The sequence below is a fragment of the Azoarcus sp. TTM-91 genome, from assembly GCF_012911025.1.
In the GTDB taxonomy this organism is placed as follows: Bacteria; Pseudomonadota; Gammaproteobacteria; order Burkholderiales; family Rhodocyclaceae; genus Azoarcus.
This window is the reverse complement of record NZ_WUEI01000014.1, coordinates 31,151-56,958: the sequence shown is the minus strand read 5'-3', so window position 1 is coordinate 56,958 and position 25,808 is coordinate 31,151. Positions and strand designations below refer to the sequence as shown.

The following is a 25,808-nucleotide window of genomic DNA, read 5'->3' as shown; positions in this document are numbered from 1 at the left end:
CCACCGAAAATGCACCGTTCATGGGCGGCGCCGGTGGCCGGCGCACCGTTTCGAAACCTGCCTGCGGCAGGAGGCGGACGCGGTCGGATTCCTGTAATACACTCGTCGTTTGCCCGGGCCGGACCGGCTGTGCTGCAGGTCCTTGGTCCAGATGCCACGATCGGGTGTAGCCATGAGCGTAACCGACATTTCCAGCCCCAGTCATGCCGATTTGATTGCAATCCGGAGAGACATTCACGCTCATCCGGAACTGGCTTTTGCCGAGCACCGCACTGCCGAACTCGTCGCCGATCGTCTCAGCCGCCTTGGCCTGGAAGTGCACCGCGGCATCGGCGGCACCGGCGTGGTCGGCGTGCTGCGCGCCGGCCGCGGCCTGCGCGCCATCGGCCTGCGTGCCGACATGGACGCGCTGCCGATCACCGAACGCAACACCTTCGCGCACCGTTCCACCCACCAGGGCTGCATGCATGCCTGCGGCCACGACGGCCACACCACCATGCTGCTGGGCGCCGCCGCCGAACTGGCGGCCAGGCCGGGCTTCGACGGCATCGTCTACTTCCTCTTCCAGCCGGCGGAGGAAGGCGAGGGCGGGGCGCTGGCGATGATAGAGGACGGCCTGTTCGACCGCTTCCCGATGGAGTCGGTGTTCGGCATGCACAACTGGCCAGGCATGGCGGCCGGCCATTTCGCGGTGCACGACGGCCCGGTGATGGCCAGCGCCGACCGCTTCGACATCCGCATCCTCGGCCGCGGCGCCCACGCCGCCATGCCCCACCTGGGCAATGACCCGGTGGTCGCCGGTGCCGCGCTGGTGCAGGCCATACAGTCCGTAGTGGCGCGCAACCTGGACCCGCTGGATGCCGGCGTGGTGTCGGTGACCGGCTTCCACGCGGGCGAGGCCTACAACGTCATCCCCGACCGGGCGGAAATCTACGGCACCGTGCGCGCTTTCTCCGCGGCGGTACGCGAGCACATCGAGGTGGCGCTGAAGCGCCAGTGCGAAGGCATCGCCGCGCTGTTCGGCGTAGGGGCGGATTACGCCTACCGCCGCGGCTATCCGCCCACCATCAACTCCAGCGCCGAAGCCGCGCTGGCGGCGGAGGTGGCGGCCAGCGTGGGTACCCGCGTGATTACCGACGCGCGCCCCAGCATGGGTGCCGAAGACTTCGCCTACTTCCTCGAACGCAAGCCGGGCGCCTACATCTGGATAGGCAATGGCCCGGGAGAGGGCGGCTGTACCCTGCACAATCCCCACTACGACTTCAACGACGAGATCATTCCCGCCGGAGTCGCCTACTGGGCGGGCCTGGCCCGCCGCCTGCTGCCGGCCTCGCGGTGAGCACCCCGTCTGTCCCTCCCGCGCCCTCCGCCTTGCCGGCCAGCAGGCTGGAGGAGGCGGACGCTGCCGCCCAGCTCGACTATCTCCGCGCCATCCTCGGCTCGCTGCCCGATCCCATCATGGTCATCGGCCGCGACGGCCGTTACCTGGACGTGCTCGGCGGTGCCGACCGGGGCAATTACGACGCTGCCGCGCCGCTGGTCGGCTTGCGCATGCAGGACGTGCTGCCGGAGGAGAAGTGGCGCTTCTTCCTCGACGTGGTCCACCGTGCCATCGACAAGGGATGCCTGCAGACAGTCGAGTACCGCCTCTCCGCCGACGAGGTCGAGCCGACCGATAACGATGGCCCCAGCGGTGCGCAGTGGTTCCAGGGCCGTGTCTACCCCATCACTGGCCGGGATGCGGTGGTGTGGCTGGTGGTGAACATCTCCGCGCAGAAAGCGCTGGAGGAGCGCCTGAAGCACCTCTCGGAGGTGGATGACCTCACCGGCGCACTCAACCGCCGCTGTTTCCTGGAGCGGCTGGAAGCCTTGTTCGGCGCCCACTACCGGCGCAGCCGGGGCCTGGCGGTGATCGTGTTCGACGTGGACCACTTCAAGTCCATCAACGACATCCACGGCCATGCCCAGGGCGACCGGGTGTTGAAGCGGCTGGGCGAGGTCGTTGCGGCCGGGCTGCGGGCGGACGACGTCTTCGGCCGCACCGGCGGCGAGGAGTTCGCCATCGGCTGTCCGGCCACCGATGCGCAGGAGGCGGAGATTCTGGCCGAGCGCCTGCGCTCCGCGGTCGGGAGCCTGGTATTCCAGACGCCGACGGGTAAGCTGCACGTCACCGTCAGCCTAGGCGTGACCCAGCTCGGCCCGGACGACAAGGATGTGGATGCGTCGCTGCATCGCGCCGACCAGGCGCTCTACCTGGCGAAACGGCGCGGTCGCAACCAGACCTGCGTGTGGGCCGGCGGCGAAGAACCTGACATCGATCTGATCGTCGATTGAACCGAACGGCCCGCCGGCCGTCCATCCGCCGTTCCCCCTTTTGCGTTCCTTCCAGATGAATACCTTCCGCCTCGCCCTCCGGATGATGTTCCGCGACTTCCGCGCCGGTGAGCTGCACCTGCTCGGCCTCGCCATCATCGTTGCCGTCGGCGCGCTCACCAGCGTCGGCTTCCTGGCCGACCGCGTCGGCCGCGCGCTGGACCGTGAGGCCAACCAGTTGCTGGGCGGCGACCTGCTGCTGCGCGCCGACAAACCCTGGTCGGACGAGGTGGTGGCCGAGGCCCACAAGCGCGGCCTGCGCACCGCCACCACCGTGCTGTTCACCAGCATGGCCAGCACCGCCGAGCAAGCCACACTGGCCGGCGTGAAAGCGGTGGAGCAGGGCTACCCGCTGCGCGGCACGGTGCGCATCGCCGCCGGCCCCAACCAGCCGGACGCGGTCGCCGACCGGGTGCCGGCCAGCGGCGAAGTTTGGCTGGACGAGCGCCTGTTCGCCGAGCTGGGGGTGAAACAGGGCGAGCTCGTCGGCCTGGGTACCAAGGAATTCCGTGTCGGCGGCATGGTGACCTTCGAGTCCGACCGCGGCGCCAACTTCTTCAGCCTGCTGCCGCGCGCCATCTTCAACGTGGCCGATCTGCCGGCCACCGGCCTCATCACCGTCGGCAGCCGTGCCACCTACCGTCTGCACGTGGCCGGCGGCATGGCCGAAGTGGAGGATTTCGAACGCTGGGCCCGCACCGGCCTGCAGCGTGGCCAGGCGGTGGAAACCGTCGCCAACGCGCGGCCGGAGGTGCGCAATGCGCTGGATCAGGCGCAGCGCTTCCTGCGCCTCGCCGCGCTGCTGGCGGTGATCCTGGCGGCGGTGGCGGTCGGCCTGTCGGCGCGCCGCTTCATGCGCCGCCATCTCGACGGCTGCGCGGTGATGCGCTGCCTGGGCGCGCGCCAGCGCCAGCTCATGGGCATCGTCGTCGGCGAGTTCCTGCTGTTCGGCCTGCTGGCGGCGCTGGCCGGTACCGCGCTGGGCTGGTTCGTGCAGTGGGCGCTGGCCGGCGGCCTGCGCGAGATACTCGCCACCGAGCTGCCGGTGCCCTCGCTGCTGCCGCTGGCCCACGGCCTGATCGTCGGCATGGTGCTGCTGGCCGGCTTCGTGCTGCCGCAGCTGCTGCGCCTGGGCGCGGTGCCCACGCTGCGGGTGCTGCGGCGGGAATTCGCCGCCGCTGAGCCGCTGAGCGGCAGCGCCTGGGTGGCGGGCTTCGTCGCGCTGATGGCGCTGGTGTTCTGGATTGCAGCCGACTTGCGGCTGGGCCTGCTGGTGACGCTGGGTTTCAGCGCTGCGCTTGGCTTGTTCGCCCTGGCCGCCTGGTGGGTGCTGCGCCTGGCCGGCCGGCTCAAGGGCACCGGCAGCCTGCGCGGCGGCGGCTGGCGCTACGGCGTGGCGGCGCTGGGGCGGCGCATGGGCGGCAGCGTGATCCAGGCGGCGGCGCTGGGCCTGGGCATCACCGCTTTGCTGCTGCTGACGCTGATCCGCGCCGACCTGCTCGACAGCTGGCGGCGGATGACGCCGCCGGACGCGCCCAACCGCTTCATCATCAACATCCAGCCGGACCAGCGCGACGCCCTGGCTGCCGCCTTCGTCGCCGAAGGCCTGCCGGAGCCGGCCATCCTGCCGATGATCCGTGGCCGCATGGTGGAGATCAACGGCAAGCCGGTGAACAGCGAGGACTACGAGGACGAGCGCCTGCGCCGGCTGGCGGAGCGGGAGTTCAACCTGTCCCACTCCGATCACCTGCAGACCGGCAACACCGTTATCGACGGCAAGTGGCACGCCGATTCGCACACGCCGCAGTTCTCGGTGGAGAAGGGGCTGGCGCAGGATTTCGGCATCAAGGTGGGCGACGTGGTGGCCTTCGAGATCGCCGGCGAGCGGGTTCAAGCGCCGGTCACCAGCGTGCGCGAGCTGGATTGGGATTCGATGCGGGTGAACTTCTTCTTCATCTCGAACGAGGGCCTGCTGGAGGATTACCCCGCCTCGCTGATCACCAGCTTCAACCTGCCGCCGGGCCATCATGAATTCACCACCCGGCTGGTGGCGCAGTTCCCCAACCTGTCCATCATCGACACCGCGACGTTGCTGGAACAGGTGCAGTCGATGACGGACAAGCTCATCCTCATCGTCCAGTTCGTGTTCGGCTTCGCGCTGCTCGCCGGCCTCATCGTGCTCTATGCCGCGCTGCAAGCGACCCATGACGAGCGCGAATACGAGCTGGCCATGCTGCGCACCCTGGGCGCCCGCCACCGCCAGGTGAAGCAGGCGTTGCTGGCCGAGTTCGCGGTGCTGGGCGGCATCGCCGGTGTGCTCGCCGGTGCCGGCGCCAGCGCGCTCGGCTGGGCGCTGGCCCACTACGCCTTCAAGATGCAGTACGTGCCCGGCCTGCTGCCGGTGCTGGTGGCGGTGGTGGTTGGTGCGCTGGGCGTGATGGCCGGCGGCTGGCTGGGCACGCGTGGCTTGCTGTCGCGGCCGCCGCTGGCCAGCCTGAGGGCGCTGGCCTGAGGGGAGGGCGCTGCGGCGGCGGCTATAATCCCGCCCCATCCCAGCGCCTTCCCACATTCGCCCCAGCGGCAAGCGGAGCCCCCGTGCAGCAAAACCTGATGTTCGCAATCGCGGCCCTGGCGCTCATCGCCGGGGCCGCCGCCATTTGGCTGGCCTTCAGGCTGGCGCGGCTGGAACGCAGCCTGCCGGCGGCGGTGGAAGCCGGACTGCGGGAGCAACTGGCGGAACAGCAGCGCTTGCTGCTGGCCGACCTGCATCTCGGCTTGGGCCGGCAGAGCGACCGTCTAGGCGCGCAGGCGGAGCAGGGCAGCGAGCGCCTGAGGGAGTCCATGCAGGCCCTGCATCTGGCGCTGCAGGGGCAGCTGGGGCGGCATCGGGAGGACGTGGCGCTGCGCTTCTCGGAACTGTCCAGCTCGGTCACCGCATCGCATGAACGCCTGCGCGGCGAGATGCTGGAGCAGACGCTGAAGACGCTGTCCGAACATGCCCGCGCCGACCGCGAGTTGCTGCAGACGGGGCTCAATACCGCCTCGGTGCAGCTGTCGTCCTCCATCGAGGCGCTCACCCGCACGATCAACGAACGCCTGGAAGGCATCAGCGGCCATGTGAACCAGCGCCTGGACGAAGGCTTCCGCAAGACCAACGAGACCTTCGCCAGCGTGATGGCGCGGCTGGCGACCATAGACGAGGCGCAGAAGAAGATAGACGGCCTCACCACCAACGTCGTTGGCCTGCAGGAGTTGCTGGGCGACAAGAAGGCGCGCGGCGCCTTCGGCGAGGTGCAGCTGGAGGCGCTGGTGAAGAACGCGCTGCCGCCGGATGCCTGGGCCTTCCAGGCGACGCTGCCGAACAACGCCCGGGTGGATTGCCTGCTCAAGCTGCCGGAGCCCACCGGGCAGGTGGCGGTGGATTCCAAGTTCCCGCTGGAGAACTACCACCGCATGTTCGACGGCGCGCTGGCGGAGGCCGACCGCCGCGCCGCGCAGGCTGCCTTCCGCGCCGACATCCGCCGCCATGTGGACGCCATCGCCACGAAGTACATCCTGCCCGGCGTGACCTCGGACGGCGCGGTGATGTTCGTGCCGGCGGAGGCGGTATTCGCCGAGATCCACGCCTATCACCCGGAGGTGGTGGAGTACGCCCAGTTGCGGCGAGTGTGGATCGTGTCGCCGACCACGCTGATGGCGGTGCTGAACACCGCCCGCGCAGTGCTGAAGGACGTGGAAACTCGCAAGCAGGTCCATGTGATCAAGGACGCGCTCGGCAAGCTGGCGAAGGATTTCAGCCGCTTCGACGACCGCATGACGGCGCTGGCGCGGCACATTGAACAGGCCGGCCGCGACGTGCAGGAGGTGCAGACCTCCAGCCGCAAGATCAGCGCCCATTTCCGCCGTATCGAAGCGGCGCGGCTGGAGGAGGACGCGGCGGACGACGAACCCGCTCCGGCGCTGCCGGCAGGCGGGCCGGGCCTTCAGCCGCCGATGTAGGACATCTCGATCTTGCGCGCCGCCGCGGTGTGGGCGGTGCGGATCTCGGAGTAGCGGTCCTCGCGGCCCTGCCACACGCTGGCGATGGCCGCATCCAGGCGGATGTCGTCGGCCTCCGCCCGCAGCAGGCTGCGCAGGTCGTGGCCAGCCTGGGCGAACAGACAGGTGTAGAGCTTGCCCTCGGTGGACAGGCGTATCCGCGTACAGGTGGAACAGAAAGCCTGGGTGACCGAGGAGATCACGCCGATCTCGCCGCCGCCATCCACATAGCGCCAGCGCTCCGCCACCTCGCCGCTGTAGTTGGGATCCACCGGTTCCAGCGGGAAGTGGCGATGGATGCGGGCGACGACCTCGCTGGAGGGCAGCACCTCGTCCATCTTCCAGCCGTTGGACGAGCCCACGTCCATGAATTCGATGAAGCGCAGGATGTGGCCGCTGCCGCGGAAGCGGCGCGCCATGGCCTCGATATCCACATCGTTGGTGCCGCGCTTCACCACCATGTTCACCTTGATCGGCCCGAGGCCGGCCTCGGCGGCGGCGGCGATGCCTTCCAGCACTTGCGAAACCGGGTAGTCGGCATCGTTCATGCGGCGGAACAGGGCGTCGTCCAGCGCGTCCAGGCTCACGGTGACGCGATTGAGGCCGGCGTCCTTCAGCTTCTGCGCCAGCCGCGGCAGCAGCACGCCGTTGGTGGTCAGCGTCAGCTCCGCGCCCAGCGGCGCCAGCATCTCGATCAGCCGCTCTATGTTTTTGCGCAGCAGCGGCTCGCCGCCGGTGATGCGGATCTTGCGCACGCCGCGGGCAACGAACAGGCGGGCGACGCGCAGGATCTCCTCGAAGCTCAGCAAGTCCATCCGCGGCAGGAAGGGATAGTCCTTGTCGAACACCTCCCGCGGCATGCAATACACGCAGCGGAAGTTGCAGCGGTCGGTCACCGAGATGCGCAGGTCGTGCACCTCGCGCCCGCGGCGGTCCGCCAGCGGCGAACCGGGCGGCGGCAGCGCCGCGGGATCGACCGGCGCGGCGGCCAGGGCGGAGCGGATGGGAATGACCTTCATGGGCGGACGCTTCTGGGTTTTGCTCTTCGAGTCCGGCCTGCGAATGGCGTTCCATGGCGGACGCCGGGCCGGAGCCGGGATTATCGGCAGGCCGGCAGATGGTGGCAAGCCGGGCTGGCTCCCATCTTGGTGCAGGGTGTGAAAAACCGCATGGCGGCGGCTTCTGGCGGCCGGTATAAAAGGGGCGTCATCTAACCAAAGTTGTAATCCTGGCAGACATGAACGCACCTCAGCCCGTGAAGCCCAAGCGTACGGACACGGCATCGCTGTTCCAGCGCTTTCCCCATCTGGGCGTGATCGACCTGATGTGGGGCAGCCGCGAGTGTCGCCGCTACATTTTCCGCTTGATGACCGACACCCGCGGCGGCTCCCGCCAGGGTTTCCCGCCCGAGCATGCGCGCACCATCATGACGCTGCTGCTGGAGCATGACCGCAATTTCCCCCAGTTCGAGAACGACGGCGAAGACAATCGCTGGGGCGACCAATACCAACGGCGCTGAAGGCGCCGCACCGAGCGGCGCGCTTGCAGCGCGCGCGCAGCAAAGGCGAAGATGTCGGGGAGGCACGCGGGGCGTGCCTCCCCGATTTTTCTTTCGGCACAGGAGAACAACAACATGGCCGAGCCCATGCCGCTGGCACCGCAGCAACTGCGGAGCTACAGCGATCCGGATGTCTTCCCTTTTGACAGCACCGATGACTTTCCCCTCCTGCACGAGGGTCTGACCCAGGAGCGCGCCGAAGAAGCGCTGCGTTTCGGGTTGGCGATGCAGCAACCCGGTTACAACGTCTACGTCCTCGGCGAGTCCGGCAGCGGCCGCCATGCGGAAACCTTCCGCCTGCTGCACCGCCTGGCCGCGACCCGCCCCACGCCGCCCGACCTCTGCTACATCCACAACTTCGCCGATCCGCTGCACCCGCGCTTGCTCAGCCTGCCCGCCGGGCGGGGCGCCCAGCTGCGCAGCGCGATGCAAGACCTGATACGCGAGCTGGAACCGGCCATCGACTCCGCTCTGGGCAGCGAAACCCATACCGAGCGGGTCGAGGCACTGCAGCAGGCGCACAAGGAGCGCGAAGAGGAAGCCCTGCGCGCCGTGGGCGCCGGCAGTCTCGAGGAGGGGCTGTCCCTGCTGCGCACGCCGGAGGGTTTCGTCTTCGCTCCCACGGTGAATGGCGACATCCTGGAGAACGAAGCTTACGAAGCGCTGCCCGAAGCCGAGCGCACCGCCATCGAGGCCAAGGTGGAGGTGTGGACCGAGCGCCTCGCCGATCTGCTGGACGAATTTCCCGACTGGCGCCGCGAACTGCGCGATGCGCTCACCCGCGCGGTGCGCGATGCTTTGCGCCCGGCGGTCACCCATCTGATGAAGGACATCCGCGCCACCTTCGCCGACTTGCCGCAGGTGCTGGGCTTCCTCGACGGCGTGGCGGCGGACCTGCTCGATGGCGGCGACGAATACGCGGAGGATGACGAGGACGGCAGCGAGGACAGCAACGAGAGCAGCAGCCTGGCCTGGCGCTTCCACAAGTACCAGGTGAAGGTGCTGGTGGATCACTCCGGCTGCACCGGCGCGCCGGTGGTGTACGAGGACAACCCCGGCTACGGCAACCTCGTCGGCCGGCTGGAGCACCTGGTGCGCAACGGCGCCCAGGTCAGCACCTTCAACCACCTGCGGGCAGGCGCGCTGCACCGGGCCTGCGGCGGCTACCTGGTCCTGGACGTCGGCCGCCTGCTGGGCCAGCCCTACGCCTGGGAAGCCTTGAAGCGCGCGCTGCGCTCCGGCGAAATCCGCATCGAGCCGCCGGCCGAGGCCCAGGGGTGGAGTGGGGCGGTGACGCTGGCCCCGGAGCCAGTGCCGTGTGAACTGAAGGTGATCCTGGTCGGCGATCGGGAACTCTTCTACCTGCTTATGGAGGAGGAGCCGGACTTCGCCGAGCTGTTCAAGGTGGCTGCCGACTTCGACGACGACCTGCCGCGCACGCCGGAGAACGAGCGCCGCTACGCCCAACTGCTGGCGGCGCTGGCTCGCCGCAACGACTTGCGTGCTTTCGACCGCCACGCCCTGGCGCGGCTGATGGAGGAGGGCGCCCGCTTCGCCGAGGATGCCCGCAAGCTCAGCCTGCAGACGCGCAAGTTGGTCGACCTGATGCGCGAGGCGGATTACCAGGCCGGCATCGCCGGCGTCGCCCGTGTCGGCCGGGAGCAGATCGACGCCGCGCTGGCCGCCCGTGCCCGCCGCGCGGACCGCTACCCGCGCGTCGTCCGCGCCTCCATGCTGGATGGCACCACGCTGATTTCCACCAGCGGTGCCCGCGCCGGCCAGGTGAACGGCCTGGTGGTGGTGGATCTCGCCGGTGCCGCCCACGGCCACCCGGCGCGCATCACCGCAACCGTGCGCATGGGCGACGGCGACGTGGTCGACATCGAGCGCGAAACCGAGCTGGGGGGCGCCATCCACTCCAAGGGCGTGCTCATCCTGTCCGCCTTCCTGGCTTCCCGCTATGCGCGCCACCAGCCGCTGTCGCTCACCGCCAGCCTTGCCTTCGAGCAGTCCTACGGTCAGGTGGAAGGCGACTCCGCCTCGCTGGGCGAGCTGTGTGCGCTGCTGTCGGCGCTGACGCAGATCCCGATCGAGCAGCGCTATGCCGTCACCGGCTCGGTGAACCAGTTCGGCGAAGTGCAGGTGATAGGCGGCGTGAATGAGAAGATCGAAGGCTTCTTCGATCTCTGCCGCGAGCGCGGCCTGGATGGCGGCCACGGTGTGGTGATCCCCGCCGCCAGCGTGCGTCATCTGATGCTGCGCGAAGACGTGGTGGAGGCGGCCCGCCGCGGCTTGTTCCACGTCTACGCGGTGAATTCGGTGGATGAGGCGATGGCGGTGCTGACCGGCGTACCGGCTGGCGAGCCGGATGCCAAGGGCGTGATGCCCAAGGGCAGCCTCAACCACAAGGTTGCCAGCGTGCTGGCGGAGATGTCCGCCGCGCGCCACGCCTACGACGATGGCGACGGTAACCGCCCGCGCCGGCGCGGCATGCATTGAAGCCACTGGCTCCGGCGGCGGGCCTGCAGCAGGTGGCCGCCGGAACGGGGGACCTGCGAGTTGCATAGGGTGGACTTGTCCCCATAGCATTCCCGCTTGTCCGCACGATGCGTGAAAAAACACGGTACAGGGAAGTCCATGGATGAAATGACGCCGGACCAGGTGGAGCAGGATCAAGGCGAGGAACTGGGCGACGGCGTGCCGGCGCGCGGATATCGCCTTCTGCCGGTGGTGGGCCTGGGTGGCTCGGCGGGCGGCATCGAGGCGCTGCGGGCCTTCTTCAAAGCCATGCCGGATGCGCCGGGGCCGGCTTTCGTGGTCGTGCTGCATTTGTCGCCCGACCACGAAAGCCGCCTCGCCGAACTGTTGCAGCGGGATACCTCCATGCCGGTGGTGCAGGTGCGGGAGGCGATGAAGATCCGCGCCAACATGGTTTATGTGATCCCGCCGGGCAAGGCCTTGCGCTCCATGGACGGCATGCTGCAGCTCACCGAACTGCCGCAGGAGCGGCACAAGCATGTGGCGGTGGATCTTTTCTTCCGCACGCTGGCGGATTCCCACGGCCCCCACGCCACCGCCATCGTGCTTTCCGGTGCGGATGGCGACGGAGCCATCGGTCTCAAGCGAGTCAAGGAGCGTGGCGGACTGACCATCGCCCAGGATCCGGAGGAGGCGCAGGTTGCGAGCATGCCGCGCACCGCCATCAGCACCGGCATGGTGGACTGGGTGCTGCCGGTGGCGCAGATGCCGTCCCGGGTGCTGCAGTACCTGCGGCTGGAGCAGGATCTCCGCCTGCCGCCTGAGAACCCGGCCGTGCCGCGCGAACTGCGGGTGCCGGAGACGGTGGATGAGGCCGCGCTGCGCGACGTCCTCACCTTCCTGCGCAGCCGCACTGGCCGGGATTTTTCCGATTACAAGCGCGCCACCATCGTGCGCCGCATCGGCCGGCGCATGCAGGTGAACAACATCGAGAGCCTGCCCGGTTATCTCGACTGCTTGCGTACCCGCCCCGGCGAGTCCGGCGCGCTGCTGCAGGATCTGTTGATCAGCGTCACCAATTTCTTCCGTGACGGCGAGTGTTTCGAAACGCTGGAAGCCCACCTGCCGCGGCTGTTCTTCGGCAAGACGGCGTCGGACACGGTGCGCGTCTGGGTGGCCGGCTGCGCCACCGGTGAGGAAGCCTATTCGCTGGCCATCCTGCTGGCTGAGTTCGCCCGCACGCTGGAGGCGCCGCCGGTGATCCAGGTCTTCGGCACCGATCTCGATGACGACGCCATCCGGGTGGCGCGGGAAGGGATCTATCCCACGACCATAGAGGCGGACGTCTCGGACGAGCGGCTGCGGCGTTACTTCGTCAAGGAACACCGGGGCTACCGGGTACGCAGGGAACTGCGGGAGACGGTGCTGTTCGCGGTACACGACGTGCTGCGGGATTCGCCTTTCTCGCGGCTGGACCTGGTGTCCTGCCGCAACCTGCTCATTTACCTGAACCGCGAGGCACAGGCGCGGGTGCTGGATACCTTCAATTTCGCGCTCCTGCCCGGTGGCACGCTGTTCCTCGGCTCCTCCGAATCGGTGGAGGACGGCAACGTCCACTTTGCCGTGATCGACAAGAAGTTCCGCCTCTACGCCCAGCGCCAGGTGCCTCATGGCGGCCTGCAGATTCCCACCGGCTCCAACACCCTGACGCTCGCCATGGAGGCGCAGACCGCCGCCCGCTCCGGGCCGGTGATTCCCTACGCGGCCGCCATCCGCAGCGGCGTGGAGCGCACCCGCACCGCCTTCCAGGTGGAGGGCCGCACCCTGTCCTGGGCGGAGGTCCACCTCAAGCTGCTGGAGCACATTTCGCCGCCCTCGCTGCTAGTGGATGCGGAGCACGAGATCGTCCATATGTCGGCTACCGCCGGGCGCTACCTGAAGTTCAGCGGCGGCGAGCTCACCCGCAACCTGCTGCGTCTCATCCATCCGGCGTTGCGGATCGAGCTGAGGGGCGCGCTCTATCAGGCTTCCAACACCGGCTTGCCGGCGCGCGTCCGACCGGCAACCCTGGAGTTCGACGGCGACACCGTGCATCTGGCCATCGAAGTCCGGCCGATGACAGATGTGGCACCCGGTTTCCTGGTGGTGGTGATGCACGCCCTGCCGAATGTTGCGGAACTGGTTGAGTTATCGCCGGCGACCCCGCAGCGCTCCCGGCCGGAGACGGACACGGTCGCGGATCAGCTGGATAGGGAAGTGGAGCGGCTGAAGACCCATCTGCGCGACACCGTGGAACAGTACGAGGCGTCCACCGAGGAACTGAAGGCCAGCAACGAAGAGCTGCAGGCGATGAACGAGGAACTGCGCTCCGCCACCGAGGAGTTGGAGACCAACCGCGAGGAATTGCAGTCGATCAACGAGGAACTCACCACCGTCAATCATGAGCTGAAGAGCAAGGTGGAGGAGCTCGGCAATGCGAACAGCGATATCCAGAACCTGATGGATGCCACCGCGATCGCCACCGTATTCCTGGACCGCGAACTGCGCATCACCCGCTACACGCCGTCAGCGGTCGGTCTGTTCAATCTCATCGCGACCGACGTCGGCCGCCCGCTCGGCCACCTGCGCACCCAGCTGCATTACCCGGAACTGGCCGAAGACGCCCGCAAGGTGCTGGAGCGCCTCACGCCGATAGAGCGTGAGGTCGATGAAGCGGGCGGGAACTGGTATCTGGTGCGGGTGCTGCCCTATCGCACGCTGGACGACCGGATCGCCGGCGTGGTGCTCACCTTCGTGGACATCTCGGACCGCAAGCAGGGGAGGGAAGCATTGCGGCGCTCGGAAGAGCGTTTCAGCGCCATCGTCAATCAGGCAACGGTGGGCGTGGTGCAGGTGGATCTGCAAAGGCGGATCACCTTCTCCAATCGCTGCTACAGCGATCTGCTCGGCTACACGCAGGACGAGCTGGTGGGGGTGCCGCTGCTGGACCTTGTGCATCCGCAGGACAGGGAGCGGAGTGCCGGGCTGATGGAGAAGCTGGCGAGCAACGGTGAATCCTTTCAGGTGGAGACACGTTGCCTGCGCAAGGACGGCAGCATCATCTGGCTGCACAACAGCATGAACTCCCTTGCCGACGCCGATGGCCGGCCGATGTCCTACCTCGCCGTCTGCAGCGATGTCAGCGAGCGCAAGCATGCGGAGGACGCCTTGCGGGACAGCACCGAGAAGCTGCGCCTGATCGTGGAGAACGCGGTCGAATACGCCATCTTCTCCACCGACCTCGAACGCCGCATCACCACCTGGAGCACCGGCGCCGAGCGATTGCTGGGTTACAGCGAGGCGGATGCGGTCGGCCAGCTGGTGGACATGATCTTCACCGAGGAAGACCGTGCTGCCGGCGCACCGGCAGCGGAAGCGGAGCAGGCGCTGCACTGCGACGGCGTGTCCGATGACCGCTTGCACGAATGCAAGGACGGCCGGCGTTTCTGGGCCAGCGGCGCACTGATGCCGATGCACGACAACTCCGGCCAGGCGGTTGGCTTCGTCAAGATCCTGCGCGATCAGAGCGAGCAGCGCGCGGCCCAGCAGGCGCTGGAGGAGAGCCGTGCGGAACTGCTGGCGGCGCTGAAGGAGAACGAAAACGCCACCGCCGCCCTGCAGGCCGCCGACGAAGCGAAGGACCGCTTCCTGGCGGTGCTTTCGCACGAGCTGCGCAACCCGCTGGCCTCCATCAGCAGCGCCTCGGAGGTGCTCAGCCGCAATGGCGTGGATGCCGAAAAGCGGGATAACGCCGTCCTCATCGTCCGCCGCCAGACCCAGGCGATGAAGGTGCTGCTGGACGATCTGCTGGATGTCTCCCGCCTGCGGCTGGGGCGCTTGGCGCTGCAAAAGCGCTGGGTGCGTTTTGCGCATGTCGTCGAGTCGGCGCTGGAGACGGCAAGGCACGTCATCGACGCAGCCGGGCACGAGTTGGAGGTCAGGCTGCCCGGAGAAGCCATCACCTTGTACGCGGACCCTGTCCGCCTCAGCCAGGTTCTCGCAAACCTGCTCACCAACGCCGCGAAGTACACGCCCGAGTGCGGTTGCATCAAGCTCTCGGCGGAGCGGGCTGGCGACCGCCTGGTTATCGCCGTGGAAGATAACGGAATCGGCATGGAGCCGGATGCGGTGGAGCAGATGTTCGAAATGTTCTCCCAGAGTCCGGATGCCGGCAGCCGCAGCCCCCATGGCCTGGGTATCGGGCTGGCTCTGGTGCGCAGCATCGTGCAATTGCACGGCGGCAGCGTGCGGGGGGAGAGTGCGGGCAAAGGGCTGGGCAGCCGCTTCATCGTCGAGTTTCCCCTCACCGTGAGGAGCGCCGAGGAAGAAAGCGCGGCGGACCAGCACATCGCCGTCGGCGGCAAGCGCCGCGTGCTGCTGGTGGACGACAATGCTGATGCGATCTGGGCTGTCGCCCGCCTGCTCGACAGGCACGAGGTGGCCACGGCCTCCAGCGGCAGGGAGGCGCTGCGCATGGCCAGCGAGTTGCAGCCTGAGGTGATCGTGCTGGATCTGGGGTTGCCGGATCTGAGCGGCCTGGAGGTCGCGCGCGCGATCCGTGCGGAAAAATGGGGACGGCAGGCGCTGCTGGTGGCCTCCACCGGCTGGGGCCGGGAGAAAGACCGGAAGAAGGTGCAGGAGGCGGGCTTCGATGCCCACCTCGTGAAGCCGCTGGATATTGAAGAACTGAAGCTGCTGATCGCAGGCGCGCCCAAAGGGCGAGAGTAGGAGCCGTCGGGCGGCCCTCCTGAAGCGCTGGTCAGGCAGGGCGCGGGCGGGAACCGTTGAACGCCGGCCAGAATGAAAAAGGCCGGCATCTCGCGGCAATGCGCGAAGATCCCGGCCCGGCAGCAGCTATATGACACAGCCGCTTTAATGCTTGGCTCCTCGACCTGGGCTCGAACCAGGGACCTACGGATTAACAGTCCGGCGCTCTACCGACTGAGCTATCGAGGAACTACTCAAACTCTCCTGCAAGGCAGATGCCCGCAGCTTCACTTCTTTGTCCCAGCCTGATCACTCGCTGAAACGCAATTTTTGGCTCCTCGACCTGGGCTCGAACCAGGGACCTACGGATTAACAGTCCGGCGCTCTACCGACTGAGCTATCGAGGAACAGAGCCGCGCATTCTAGGCATGACGCGGCCTCCCGTCAAGTTCTCCGTGCGATTTTTCTGCAGGAGAACCTCTGTTTCAGGGCTTCACGACGGTAGCGATGGCCTTGGCCACGTAGCCCAGGTTCTTGTTGTTCAGCGCGGCCAGGCAGATGCGGCCGGTAGAGACCGCATAGATGCCGAACTCGTTCTTCAGCCGCTCCACTTGCGCAGCGGACAGCCCGGTGTAGGAGAACATGCCACGCTGCTTGATCACGAAGGAAAAATCCTGCGCCACACCTTCGGCCTTCAGCGCCTCAACCAAGCCGGTACGCATGGCGCGGATGCGATCGCGCATGCCGGCCAGTTCGTCTTCCCATTGTTGACGCAGTTCGGGGGAATTCAACACCGCGGCAACCACCGCGCCGCCGTGGGTCGGCGGGTTGGAGTAGTTGGTGCGGATCACCCGCTTGATCTGCGACAGCACGCGGCCGCTCTCTTCCTTGCTGGAGGTGACGACTGACAGCGCACCCACGCGCTCGCCGTACAGGGAGAAGCTCTTGGAGAAGGAGGAGGAGATGAAGAACTGCAGGCCGCTAGCGGAGAAAGCGCGCACGGCAACCGCATCTGCCTCGATGCCATCGGCGAAACCCTGGTAAGCCATGTCCAGGAAGGGGATCAGGCCACGGCTGCGGCAGGCAGCAACCACGTCATCCCACTGCGCGTCGCTGAGGTCAGCGCCGGTGGGGTTGTGGCAGCAGGCGTGCAGGACGACGATGGCGCCGGCGGGCAGGCTCTCCAGCTTGGCCTTCATCGCGGCGAAATCCACGCCACGGGTGGAGGCCTCGTAGTACGGGTAGGTTTCGACCGGGAAACCGGCGGATTCGAACAGGGCGCGGTGGTTTTCCCAGCTCGGATCGGAGATGTAGACGGTAGAGCCCGGCAGCAGGCGCTTCAGATAGTCCGCGCCGACCTTCAGTGCGCCGGTGCCGCCCAGCGCTTCGATGGTGACGACCTGGCCGTTGGCCAGCAGTGCGGAATCCTTGCCGAACAGCAGGTTCTGCACGCCGGTGTTGTAAGCGACGGCGCCCTCGATGGGCTGGTAGCCGCGGGCGGGCATGGCTTCCAGGCGCGCCTTCTCGGCAGCACGCACGGCTGCCAGCAGCGGGATCTTGCCGTTGTCGTCGTAATAGACGCCGACCCCGAGGTTCACCTTCTCCGCGCGGGTGTCGGCGGCGAAGGCCTCGTTGAGGCCAAGAATCGGGTCACGGGGCGCCATTTCGACGGCGGCGAAGATCGATGCGGACATGTCGACTCCAGTTGCTCTTGCGGTTCGTCGCGGGGCTGGGACGACCACGGTCGTGCCTTGTGCCGCGATTTGGGAAATAATCAATGTTTTGGCCGCCTTTCCGAGTTGGAAAATCAGGCCGAAGGAAACGGGAATTCTAGCATGACGACCCCAGCAGGCAGTGCCCGCGTGGTGACCTTCGAGGGCAGCCCCTTCCGTTTGCACGAACCCTTTCCGCCCGCGGGCGATCAGCCCGAAGCCATCCGCCTGCTGACCGAGGGCGTGGCCGACGGGCTGATGTTCCAGACCCTGCTTGGCGTGACGGGCTCGGGAAAGACTTACACCATGGCCAACGTGATCGCGCGCATGGGCCGCCCGGCGCTGGTGCTGGCGCCGAACAAGACGCTCGCCGCGCAGCTGTATGCGGAGTTCCGCGAATTCCTGCCGGAGAACGCGGTCGAGTACTTCGTCAGCTACTACGACTATTACCAGCCGGAAGCCTATGTGCCGTCGAGGGATCTCTTCATCGAGAAGGATTCGTCGATCAACGAGCACATCGAGCAGATGCGCCTGTCGGCCACCAAGAGCCTGATGGAGCGGCGGGACGTAGTCATCGTAGCCACTGTGTCCTGCATTTACGGCATCGGTGACCCGGTGGACTACCACTCGATGGTGCTGCACCTGCGCGAAGGCGAGCGTATCGCCCACCGCGACCTGATCGCCAGGCTGGTGGCCATGCAATACACCCGGGCAGACATCGACTTCCGTCGCGGCACCTTCCGCGTCCGCGGCGATGTGATCGACGTCTTTCCGGCGGAAAACGCCGAGCTGGCGGTGCGCATAGACATGTTCGACGACGAGATCGAGCACCTTACGCTGTTCGATCCGCTGACCGGCCATCTGCGGCAGAAGCTGGCCCGTTTCACCGTCTATCCCTCCAGCCACTACGTGACGCCGCGCACCACCGTGCTGAAGGCGATAGAGGCAATCAAGGAGGAGCTGACCGAGCGAGTAGGGCGTTTCCAGCGGGAGGGCAAGCTGGTCGAGGCCCAGCGCATCGAGCAGCGCACCCGCTTCGACCTGGAAATGCTCAACGAGATGGGTTTTTGCAAGGGAATCGAGAACTACTCGCGGCATCTTTCAGGCCGCGGGCCCGGCGAAGCGCCGCCCACCCTGATCGATTATCTGCCGCGGGACGCACTGCTGTTCGTGGATGAGTCGCACGTTACCATTCCCCAGGTGGGCGGCATGTACAAGGGCGACCGTTCGCGCAAGGAGAACCTGGTCGAGTACGGCTTCCGGCTGCCGTCCGCGCTGGACAACCGCCCGCTGCGCTTCGAGGAGTTCGAGCGCCTGATGCCGCAGACGGTGTTCGTCTCCGCCACCCCCGCCGCCTACGAGGAAGCCAACCAGGGGCAGGTGGTGGAGCAGGTGGTACGGCCGACGGGTTTGATCGATCCCATTGTCGAGCTGCGGCCCGCGACCACCCAGGTGGATGACCTGTTGTCTCAGGTGCGCCGGCGTATAGCGGTGAACGAGCGGGTGCTGGTCACGGTGCTGACCAAGCGCATGGCCGAGGATCTGACCGACTATCTGGCGGAGAACGGGATCCGGGTGCGCTACCTGCACTCGGACATTGATACGGTGGAGCGGGTGGAGATCATCCGCGATCTGCGCCTTGGCCAGTTCGACGTACTGGTGGGCATCAACCTGCTGCGTGAAGGGCTGGACATCCCGGAGGTGTCGCTGGTCGCGATCCTGGATGCGGACAAGGAAGGCTTCCTGCGTTCGGTGCGCTCGCTCATCCAGACCATAGGGCGTGCTGCCCGGCACATCAACGGGACCGCGATACTCTATGCAGACCGTATAACCGACTCCATGCGCGCGGCCATGCAGGAAACCGAACGCCGGCGGAGCAAGCAGATCGAGTTCAACGAAGCGCACGGTATCGTGCCCAAGACGGTAAGCAAGCGCATCAAGGACATCATCGACGGCGTATACGCAGCGAATGACGAGAAGCAGGCGCTGGTCGCGGAGGAGGCGCGGGCCGACTACGCGGCAATGGACGAGAAGGCGCTGGCGAAGGCCATCAAGAAGCTGGAAAAGGAAATGCAGGAGCATGCGCGCAATCTCGAGTTCGAGAAGGCTGCAGCAGCGCGCGACGAATTGTTCCGCCTGCGCAGCCGGGCCTTCGGCGCCGACCAGCATGGAACCAATTGAGGAGGAAGAGCTTGAAGCGGATTTTGTTCGTCTGCACGGGGAACATCTGTCGGTCCCCCACCGCGGAGGGCGTGGCGAGGCATTTCATCGAAACGACGGGCCTGAGCGGTCTGGTCGAAGTCGACTCTGCGGGTACCCACGGCTACCACGCCGGCGAGGCGCCGGACCCGCGCTCGCAGAAGGTTGCGGCGGCGCGTGGCTACGATCTCTCCGGTCTGCGCGCACGCAAGCTGGATCCCGCCGATTTCCAGCGCTTCGATCTGCTGCTGGCCATGGACCGCAGCCATCTGCAGTCCATGGAGCGGGTCGCTCCCGCTGTGTATCGCCCCAAGCTGGCCCTTTTCATGTCCTTCGCACGCAACTCGGAGTTCGATGAAGTGCCGGACCCTTATTACGGGGGGCCGACCGGTTTCGACCTGGTGCTGAACATGTGCGAGAACGCAGTGCAGGGCTTGTTCGACCGTTTGCGTGAGAGTGCCTGAGGGAGTGCGTCGGCTGGCAGCATAGGTAAGCGGCCAAAAAAAGAGGTTTATCGCGCCTTTCCGGGGAAGGCGGCCTTGATCTTCAGGAAGAAATAGGCTGAGTCGCGGAATCCGTAGGCCATGCGCTTGATGACCTTGATGCGGTTATTGATGCCTCCGAACCGTCAACCTCTACTTCCCTCTGATCGCGCGAAGAACCAAAAAAGAAAGCCATCCCTGGGGATGGCTTTCTTGTCTCTGGCGCCGGCCGGCTTTTTACTTGCGGGTTTCGACTTGCTGCAGCGGCTCGCCACTCAGTGCGGCGCTGGAGCGGCGGGGCTTGCGGCCCAGTTGAGCGGGCGCTTCAGGCTCGCCGTTGGTAAACACCGCCTTGCTCCGGTCCGTCTCGATCATTACAAGGCCGCTGCTACCCAGGTCGATGGGAGCCGAGGGCTCGCGGCCGGTTTCGGCTGTTGGTGCCGCTTGCTCGACCGGCGCGACTTCAGCTTGTTGCGCCTCCTCGGTGATCACCGGTTCGGCAACTATTGCCGGTGCCTCAGCCGCCGGTTCAACCGTAACAGGAGGCAGGGCCGCCTCGGCCGGTGGAACAAGCTCAGCCGCCGCCTGGGCCTCTGCCTGAGCCGGGGCGACAGCCACCGGCAACTCTGCCTGGGGAGCTGGGGCTTGCTCCAACGCGACAGCGGGTGCCTCGGGCTCCGGAGCGGGCTGAATCTCCTGGCTTTCCGCGACCACTGCTGCAACTTGGGGCTCGATGGTCACCGTTTCTGCTGCCACGGCCTCTGACAGGGCGGCTTCTTGGGGGACCTGGGTTTCCTCCGCTACAGGCGCGGACTCGAGCGCTGCGTAGCTGGGGGCCTCCACTTCGATACTGGTGCTTTCCGGGGCGCTTGCCACTAGTGCCTCGACGGGCGCGGTTGCCTCCGTCATCACGGCCGGTGCGTCCGCGCTGTCATGGCTCTCCACCGCCGAAGAATTCTCTTCGCCGATCACTCCAGCCACACCTTCCGCGCTGCGCCGGTCCCGCCGGCCGCGGCTGCGGCGGCGGCGCTTTTCCGGCGCCGCATCGGCTTCGTCGGTGCTCGGCAGGGAGTCAGGCTGCGACTCGGCCATTGCGCTCGCAGCAGCCATCGCGCTCTCGGTGGCCAGAGCCTCAACGGCTTTCTCCGCCGCCTTCTCGGCCAGCAGGTTTTCCTCGCCGCGGGCGCTGCCACGTTGGCCCCGGCCGCGATTACGACCGCCTTCGCCCCGTTCTGGACGCTCACTGCGTTCGGTGCGCTCGCTGCGTTCAGGCCGGTCCTGAGGAACTGCGGTCTGCTGTTTTGCTGCGCGCTCGGCACCCTCGCCGCGATCACTGCGGCCGCCGCGAGCACTGCGTTCCTCGCCGTCGCGCTCGCCGCGGGCTTGACCTTCGCGGCGGTTGCGGTTGCCGCCATTGCGACGGCCGTCCCCATTGCGTTCGCTGCGGCCACGCCCCTCGCGCTTGGGCGGAGTCTCTACGACAGGCGGTACCGGGGCCGCCTTGGGGCCACCCATCAGCCAGCCCAGCAGGCGGGAAATGATGCCGCCTGTCGGGGCGGGCGCAGCAGCCGGAGCCTCGGCCGCCGGACGAGGCTCGCTGACGGGCGCGGGTTGCTCTGGCGAAATACCCTTGACGGCGGCCTCTTGCCGCACAGGCTTGTCGCCATTCTTGCTCTGAACTCCGAGCTCCTTTTCCGCCGGCTTCTGCACCATCTGGTAGCTGGCGAGGGCGATCTCTTCCTGGTTCAGCTGGTCGTGGCGCAGGCGGATGATTTCGTGCTGCGGCGTTTCCAGGTGGCGGTTCGGCACGATGATGAGTTGCACACGGTGGCGCATCTCAATGTGGGCAATGTCCACCCGCTTCTCGTTGAGCAGAAAGGTGGCAACGTCGACCGGTACCTGCAGATGCACCGCGCCGGTGTTTTCCTTCATCGCTTCCTCTTCAAGGATGCGGACGATGTGCAGTGCGGAAGATTCGGTACTGCGGATGTGGCCGGTACCATTGCAGCGCGGGCAGGGGATGTAGCTGGTTTCCGCCAGGGCAGGCCGCAGGCGTTGGCGGGAAAGCTCCAGCAGGCCGAAGCGGCTGATCTTGCCGGTCTGCACGCGGGCACGGTCATGACGCAGGGCGTCGCGCAGACGGTTTTCCACCTCGCGCTGGTTCTTCTGCGACTCCATGTCGATGAAGTCGATGACGATGAGGCCGCCGAGGTCGCGCAGGCGCAGCTGGCGGGCGATCTCGTCGGCTGCTTCCAGGTTGGTGCGGAAGGCGGTTTCCTCGATGTCCGCACCCTTGGTCGCGCGGCCGGAGTTCACGTCCACCGAGACCAGTGCCTCGGTGTGGTCGATCACCACTGCACCGCCGGAAGGCAGGTTCACCTGACGGGAGTAGGCGGACTCGATCTGATGCTCGATCTGGAAGCGCGAGAAGAGTGGAACATCATCGTGGTAGCGCTTGACCCGGTTCACATTGCCCGGCATCACGTGGGCCATGAACTGCTGGGCTTGCTCGAAGATGTCGTCAGTGTCGATCAGGATCTCGCCGATATCCGGCTGGAAGTAATCGCGGATCGCGCGGATGACAAGGCTGCCCTCCTGGTAGATGAGGAAGGCGCCGGTCTGGTTCTGGGCCGCCCCTTCAATTGCGGTCCATAGCTGGAGCAGGTAGTTGAGGTCCCATTGCAGCTCCTCGGCGCTGCGGCCGATGGCGGCGGTGCGGGCGATCAGGCTCATGCCCTGCGGAACCTGCAGCTGGTCCATGACATCACGCAACTCCGCGCGTTCGTCGCCCTCCACACGGCGGGAAACGCCGCCCCCACGTGGATTGTTGGGCATCAGGACGAGATAACGCCCGGCCAGGGAAATGTAGGTGGTCAGCGCGGCGCCCTTGTTGCCGCGCTCATCCTTTTCGACTTGGACGATGAGTTCCTGGCCTTCCTTTAAGGCTTCGCGAATGCTGGCCTTGCTGGCTTCAACCCCGGGCTGGAAATAGCTGCGCGCGATTTCCTTGAACGGCAGGAAACCGTGGCGTTCTGCGCCGTAATCGACGAAAGCGGCTTCGAGGCTGGGCTCGATGCGTGTGATGACCGCCTTGTAGATGTTGCTCTTGCGTTGTTCCTTGGCGGCCGATTCGATATCGAGGTCGATCAGTTTCTGACCATCCACGATTGCGACGCGGAGTTCCTCGGCCTGCGTCGCATTGAAAAGCATGCGCTTCATTTGGATCGTTCTCCCGCGTAAGACACACGGGCAGGACGAACGGCGCGCACCATCGTGCTTTCCGGGTTCAGGAGCGGTTGGTTAGGGCTGCTTTCATCCGGTTGTTATGAATAGGCGAAGATGGGTCGGCTGGTCGATATTCTCTTGTTCCCGCCCGGGTTTCCGTGGACCCGCGAGCCGGAACATTTGATCCTGCGTGTGCTACGCGACTAAATCCACCTGGATAGATGGATGGGTGTATGTCGAAGTTTATTGGTTGCGTTACCATCGACGCCTTTTTGGGCTTTTGACGGCACGCTTTCGGTTGATCGGGAGCACTCCAGAGGGCTCATTGTCGCCATTCCTCCACCGCCTTATGGCACGAGGGGAAAGTCGACCGCGACCGGAATCAACCGCTGCGAAGTATATTTCAGGATGACGATACAAGGCAAAGCGATTGCTGTGAGGCACGAACGCATCGATGAAAGCGCCGCCGGTCAGCGCATCGACAACTTCCTGCTGCGTTTGGCAAAGGGTGTTCCGAAGAGCCACGTCTATCGCATCCTTCGTGGGGGTGAGGTACGGGTCAATGGCCGCCGGGTGCAGCCGACCTACCGCTTGGAGGAGGGAGACGAGCTTCGTATTCCGCCGATGCGGATTTCCGATGGGGCAAGCAAGGCACCGCCGCCGGCAGGAAAGCCACTGCCTGTCGTGTATGAGGACGATGCCCTGCTGGTTATCGACAAGCCCTCCGGCAAGGCGGTGCACGGCGGAAGCGGCGTGAGCCATGGTGTGATCGAACAGCTGCGAGTGCAGAGACCAGAGTTGCGCATGCTGGAACTGGCTCATCGCCTGGATCGGGAGACTTCCGGTCTGTTGATAGTGGCAAAGAAGCGCTCTTCGCTGACTGCCCTGCACGACATGATGCGCGAAGGGCGCATGGAGAAGCGCTACTTTGCGCTGGTGGCGGGGCGGTGGATGAACCCGATGCAACATGTCCGGTCCCCTCTGTTCAAGTATTTGACGCCTGATGGGGAGCGTAGGGTGCGGGTCTCGCCGGAGGGCAAGCCCGCACACAGCATCGTTCGCCTGGTTCGGCGGTGGCGCCGTTTCAGTCTTGTCGAAGTTGAACTCAAGACAGGCAGGACCCATCAGATCCGCGTTCATCTCGCCAGCCTCGGGTTCCCCTTGTGTGGCGACGACAAGTATGGTGATTTCGCCTTGAACAAGGTGTTGGAGGGCGAGGGGCTGCGGCGAATGTTCCTGCATGCGGCGCAGTTGAGCTTCAGTCATCCGCTTTCTGGCGCACGGGTGGAATTGATGGCGCAGTTGCCAGAAGAATTGCAGGGATTTATCGACAGGTTGGACAGGACTGAGGCAGAAGGAAATGGCTAGTCGTTTCGACTTGGTTGTGTTCGACTGGGATGGCACGTTGATGGACTCGGCTGCCGCCATTGTCCGTTCCATTCTTGCGGCGGCGCAGGATCTTGGGCTGCCTCAGCCGCCCGAAGAGCGCGCCCGCTACGTCATCGGCCTGGGCTTGAGTGACGCGTTGAGTCATGCGGTGCCGGAGCTCAAGATCGAGGACTATCCGCGCATGGTGGAGCGTTATCGCCATCACTATCTGTCTGGCGATACCGAGCTCACCCTGTTTCCTGGCGTTGATGAGATGCTGGCCTGGCTCGGCGCCAGCGGCCGGATGCTGGCGGTGGCTACCGGCAAGAGCAGGGCGGGGCTGCAGCGGGCGCTGACCCATTCGGGTCTTGGGGCTCATTTCCACGCCACTCGTTGTGCGGACGAGTGTTTTTCCAAACCGCATCCGGCAATGCTGCATGAGCTGATGGATGAGTTCGGCGTTTCGCCCGACCGCACACTGATGATAGGTGACACCACACACGATCTGCAGATGGCGAAAAACGCCGGGACCGCAGGGCTTGCGGTCAGTTTCGGGGCTCATCCTGTGGAGTTGCTGATGGCGGAGCAGCCGCTGGCTTGTCTGGATTCTTCCGTGGCGCTGGATCGATGGCTGAGAGAGAACGTCTGATCTGCCTTTCCAGCCAGTTGCTTGAGGGTGGGGATGGTGTGCGCTTTCTGGTGGGCCAGGAGGCCGCATTTGCGGTGCGTTACTCAGGCGTTGTGTATGGCTACCTGAATCGGTGTGCGCATGTCCCGGTTGAACTGGACTGGCTGGAGGGGAAATTCTTCGATCTGACGGGGCACTACCTGCTGTGCGCAGTCCATGGCGCGCATTACGAGCCGCGCACAGGCTTTTGCGTGATGGGGCCGTGCAAGGGTGGGCGCCTTCCTCGGCTGACCATGAGGGAGCGGGGTGGCGAAGTCTTCGTGGTCGAAGAGTTTGCTTAGCGGTGGGCTCGGCTTCGCTTCAGGGAATGGCGATACCTTCGTTGCGCAGCATGCGGCACAGCGCGATGAGCGGGAGGCCTATCAAGGCGGTGGGGTCATCGCCCGACATGGCTTCCAGCAGTGAAATGCCTAGCCCTTCCGATTTTGCGCTGCCCGCGCAGTCGAGGGGCCTCTCCTTCTCGACGTAACGCTGGATCTCCTCATCGGACAGTAGGCGAAAGCGGGCGTGCGTCGGAACTCCGATGGTTTGGGTGGCGCCGCTGCGGGTATTGAGCAGCGTCAGGGCTGTATGAAAAACAACGGTTTCGCCCCGCATCCGCTGGAGCTGGCGCATGGCATTCTCGGCTGTGCTGGGTTTGCCGAAGACTTCGGTTCCGAGGTAGGCGACCTGATCGCTGCCAATGATGAGCGCGCCTGGATGGCGGAGGGCGACGGCCCGCGCCTTCTCCACGGAAAGACGTTCAGCCGTGGACGCCGGCGCCTCGTTCGGAAGGGCGGCTTCATCCGTTTCCGGCTTGTCCGTCTCGAAGCTGAGCTGCAGGCGTTCGAGCAGCATTTTTCGGTAAGTCGAGGTGGAGGCAAGAACTAGCTTCATTGGCAGGTTAGGCGAAAGGTGGAATTGCTTGAGGTCTTTGACACAGCGAATTGAAAAATAATATC

The 25,808-nt window shown here is 66.0% G+C and carries 16 protein-coding genes, 2 tRNA genes and 1 pseudogene; 12 read left to right on the top strand and 7 right to left on the bottom strand.

The genetic code is table 11. From position 1 onward, the window contains the following. Positions 1-172: 172 nt before the first annotated feature. The 4 genes from GRF61_RS06515 (at position 173) to GRF61_RS06500 (ending at position 6,372) form a co-directional block, all read left to right on the top strand. Positions 173-1,339, top strand: a complete 1,167-nt coding sequence (locus GRF61_RS06515) for a M20 aminoacylase family protein (RefSeq protein WP_169149870.1) — start codon at positions 173-175, stop codon at positions 1,337-1,339. Further along, positions 1,336-2,334 (top strand): sensor domain-containing diguanylate cyclase, encoded by a 999-nt coding sequence (locus GRF61_RS06510; RefSeq protein WP_169149869.1) that lies wholly within the window; start codon positions 1,336-1,338, stop codon positions 2,332-2,334. The genes GRF61_RS06515 and GRF61_RS06510 overlap by 4 nt, the downstream gene beginning before the upstream one ends. A gap of 55 nt (positions 2,335-2,389) precedes the next feature. Next, complete coding sequence (locus tag GRF61_RS06505; RefSeq protein WP_169149868.1) at positions 2,390-4,885, top strand: FtsX-like permease family protein; 2,496 nt, start codon at positions 2,390-2,392, stop codon at positions 4,883-4,885. 98 nt (positions 4,886-4,983) lie between these two features. Beyond that, on the top strand, positions 4,984-6,372 hold the full coding sequence (locus tag GRF61_RS06500; RefSeq protein ID WP_169149867.1) for a DNA recombination protein RmuC: 1,389 nt from the start codon (positions 4,984-4,986) through the stop codon (positions 6,370-6,372). Here GRF61_RS06500 and moaA read toward each other — a convergent pair. Continuing rightward, complete coding sequence (moaA, locus tag GRF61_RS06495) at positions 6,357-7,430, bottom strand: GTP 3',8-cyclase MoaA (protein ID WP_169149866.1); 1,074 nt, start codon at positions 7,428-7,430, stop codon at positions 6,357-6,359. The genes GRF61_RS06500 and moaA overlap by 16 nt on opposite strands. A 236-nt stretch (positions 7,431-7,666) precedes the next feature. Between moaA and GRF61_RS06490 the strand changes: the two genes are divergently transcribed. From GRF61_RS06490 to GRF61_RS06480, 3 genes are all read left to right on the top strand, one after another. Further along, positions 7,667-7,930, top strand: coding sequence for a hypothetical protein (locus GRF61_RS06490; protein WP_348982355.1), 264 nt, complete (start codon positions 7,667-7,669; stop codon positions 7,928-7,930). Positions 7,931-8,044: 114 nt separating this feature from the next. After that, complete coding sequence (locus GRF61_RS06485; RefSeq protein ID WP_169149864.1) at positions 8,045-10,468, top strand: AAA family ATPase; 2,424 nt, start codon at positions 8,045-8,047, stop codon at positions 10,466-10,468. A gap of 138 nt (positions 10,469-10,606) precedes the next feature. After that, complete coding sequence (locus GRF61_RS06480; RefSeq protein ID WP_169149863.1) at positions 10,607-15,214, top strand: PAS domain S-box protein; 4,608 nt, start codon at positions 10,607-10,609, stop codon at positions 15,212-15,214. 152 nt (positions 15,215-15,366) lie between these two features. On the opposite strand, the gene GRF61_RS06475 is transcribed toward GRF61_RS06480, so the two are convergent. The 3 genes from GRF61_RS06475 to GRF61_RS06465 form a co-directional block, all read right to left on the bottom strand. Beyond that, positions 15,367-15,442 (bottom strand) — tRNA-Asn (locus GRF61_RS06475). An 82-nt stretch (positions 15,443-15,524) separates the two neighbouring features. Continuing rightward, positions 15,525-15,600: transfer RNA gene (locus tag GRF61_RS06470), tRNA-Asn, on the bottom strand. 78 nt (positions 15,601-15,678) lie between these two features. Beyond that, entirely contained in the window at positions 15,679-16,887 is a 1,209-nt protein-coding gene (locus GRF61_RS06465) for an amino acid aminotransferase (protein ID WP_169149862.1), read from the bottom strand. A gap of 141 nt (positions 16,888-17,028) precedes the next feature. Between GRF61_RS06465 and uvrB the strand changes: the two genes are divergently transcribed. Then, positions 17,029-19,086, top strand: a complete 2,058-nt coding sequence (uvrB, locus tag GRF61_RS06460) for an excinuclease ABC subunit UvrB (RefSeq protein ID WP_169149861.1) — start codon at positions 17,029-17,031, stop codon at positions 19,084-19,086. 11 nt (positions 19,087-19,097) lie between these two features. Beyond that, on the top strand, positions 19,098-19,568 hold the full coding sequence (locus tag GRF61_RS06455; RefSeq protein ID WP_169149860.1) for a low molecular weight protein-tyrosine-phosphatase: 471 nt from the start codon (positions 19,098-19,100) through the stop codon (positions 19,566-19,568). 47 nt (positions 19,569-19,615) lie between these two features. On the opposite strand, the pseudogene GRF61_RS06450 reads toward GRF61_RS06455, so the two are convergent. Both GRF61_RS06450 and GRF61_RS06445 read right to left on the bottom strand, forming a co-directional pair. Further along, positions 19,616-19,723: pseudogene (locus tag GRF61_RS06450) on the bottom strand (transposase); the annotation flags it as partial. Between the two features lie 100 nt (positions 19,724-19,823). Continuing rightward, positions 19,824-22,805 (bottom strand): Rne/Rng family ribonuclease, encoded by a 2,982-nt coding sequence (locus GRF61_RS06445; protein ID WP_169149859.1) that lies wholly within the window; start codon positions 22,803-22,805, stop codon positions 19,824-19,826. Between the two features lie 414 nt (positions 22,806-23,219). Between GRF61_RS06445 and GRF61_RS06440 the strand changes: the two genes are divergently transcribed. From GRF61_RS06440 to GRF61_RS06430, 3 genes are read left to right on the top strand one after another with little or no spacing between them, the layout of a single operon-like run. Next, positions 23,220-24,179, top strand: a complete 960-nt coding sequence (locus GRF61_RS06440) for an RluA family pseudouridine synthase (RefSeq protein WP_169149858.1) — start codon at positions 23,220-23,222, stop codon at positions 24,177-24,179. Beyond that, positions 24,172-24,828, top strand: coding sequence for an HAD-IA family hydrolase (locus tag GRF61_RS06435; RefSeq protein WP_169149857.1), 657 nt, complete (start codon positions 24,172-24,174; stop codon positions 24,826-24,828). Before GRF61_RS06440 ends, GRF61_RS06435 begins: the two co-directional genes overlap by 8 nt. Then, positions 24,807-25,148 carry a Rieske 2Fe-2S domain-containing protein gene (locus tag GRF61_RS06430; protein ID WP_169149856.1) on the top strand — a complete coding sequence of 114 codons (342 nt, stop codon included), beginning with the start codon at positions 24,807-24,809 and terminating at the stop codon, positions 25,146-25,148. Before GRF61_RS06435 ends, GRF61_RS06430 begins: the two co-directional genes overlap by 22 nt. Positions 25,149-25,167: 19 nt before the next feature. Here the strand turns inward: GRF61_RS06430 and GRF61_RS06425 are convergent, their stop codons facing one another. After that, entirely contained in the window at positions 25,168-25,743 is a 576-nt protein-coding gene (locus GRF61_RS06425) for a Maf family nucleotide pyrophosphatase (protein WP_169149855.1), read from the bottom strand. Positions 25,744-25,808: the final 65 nt, after the last annotated feature.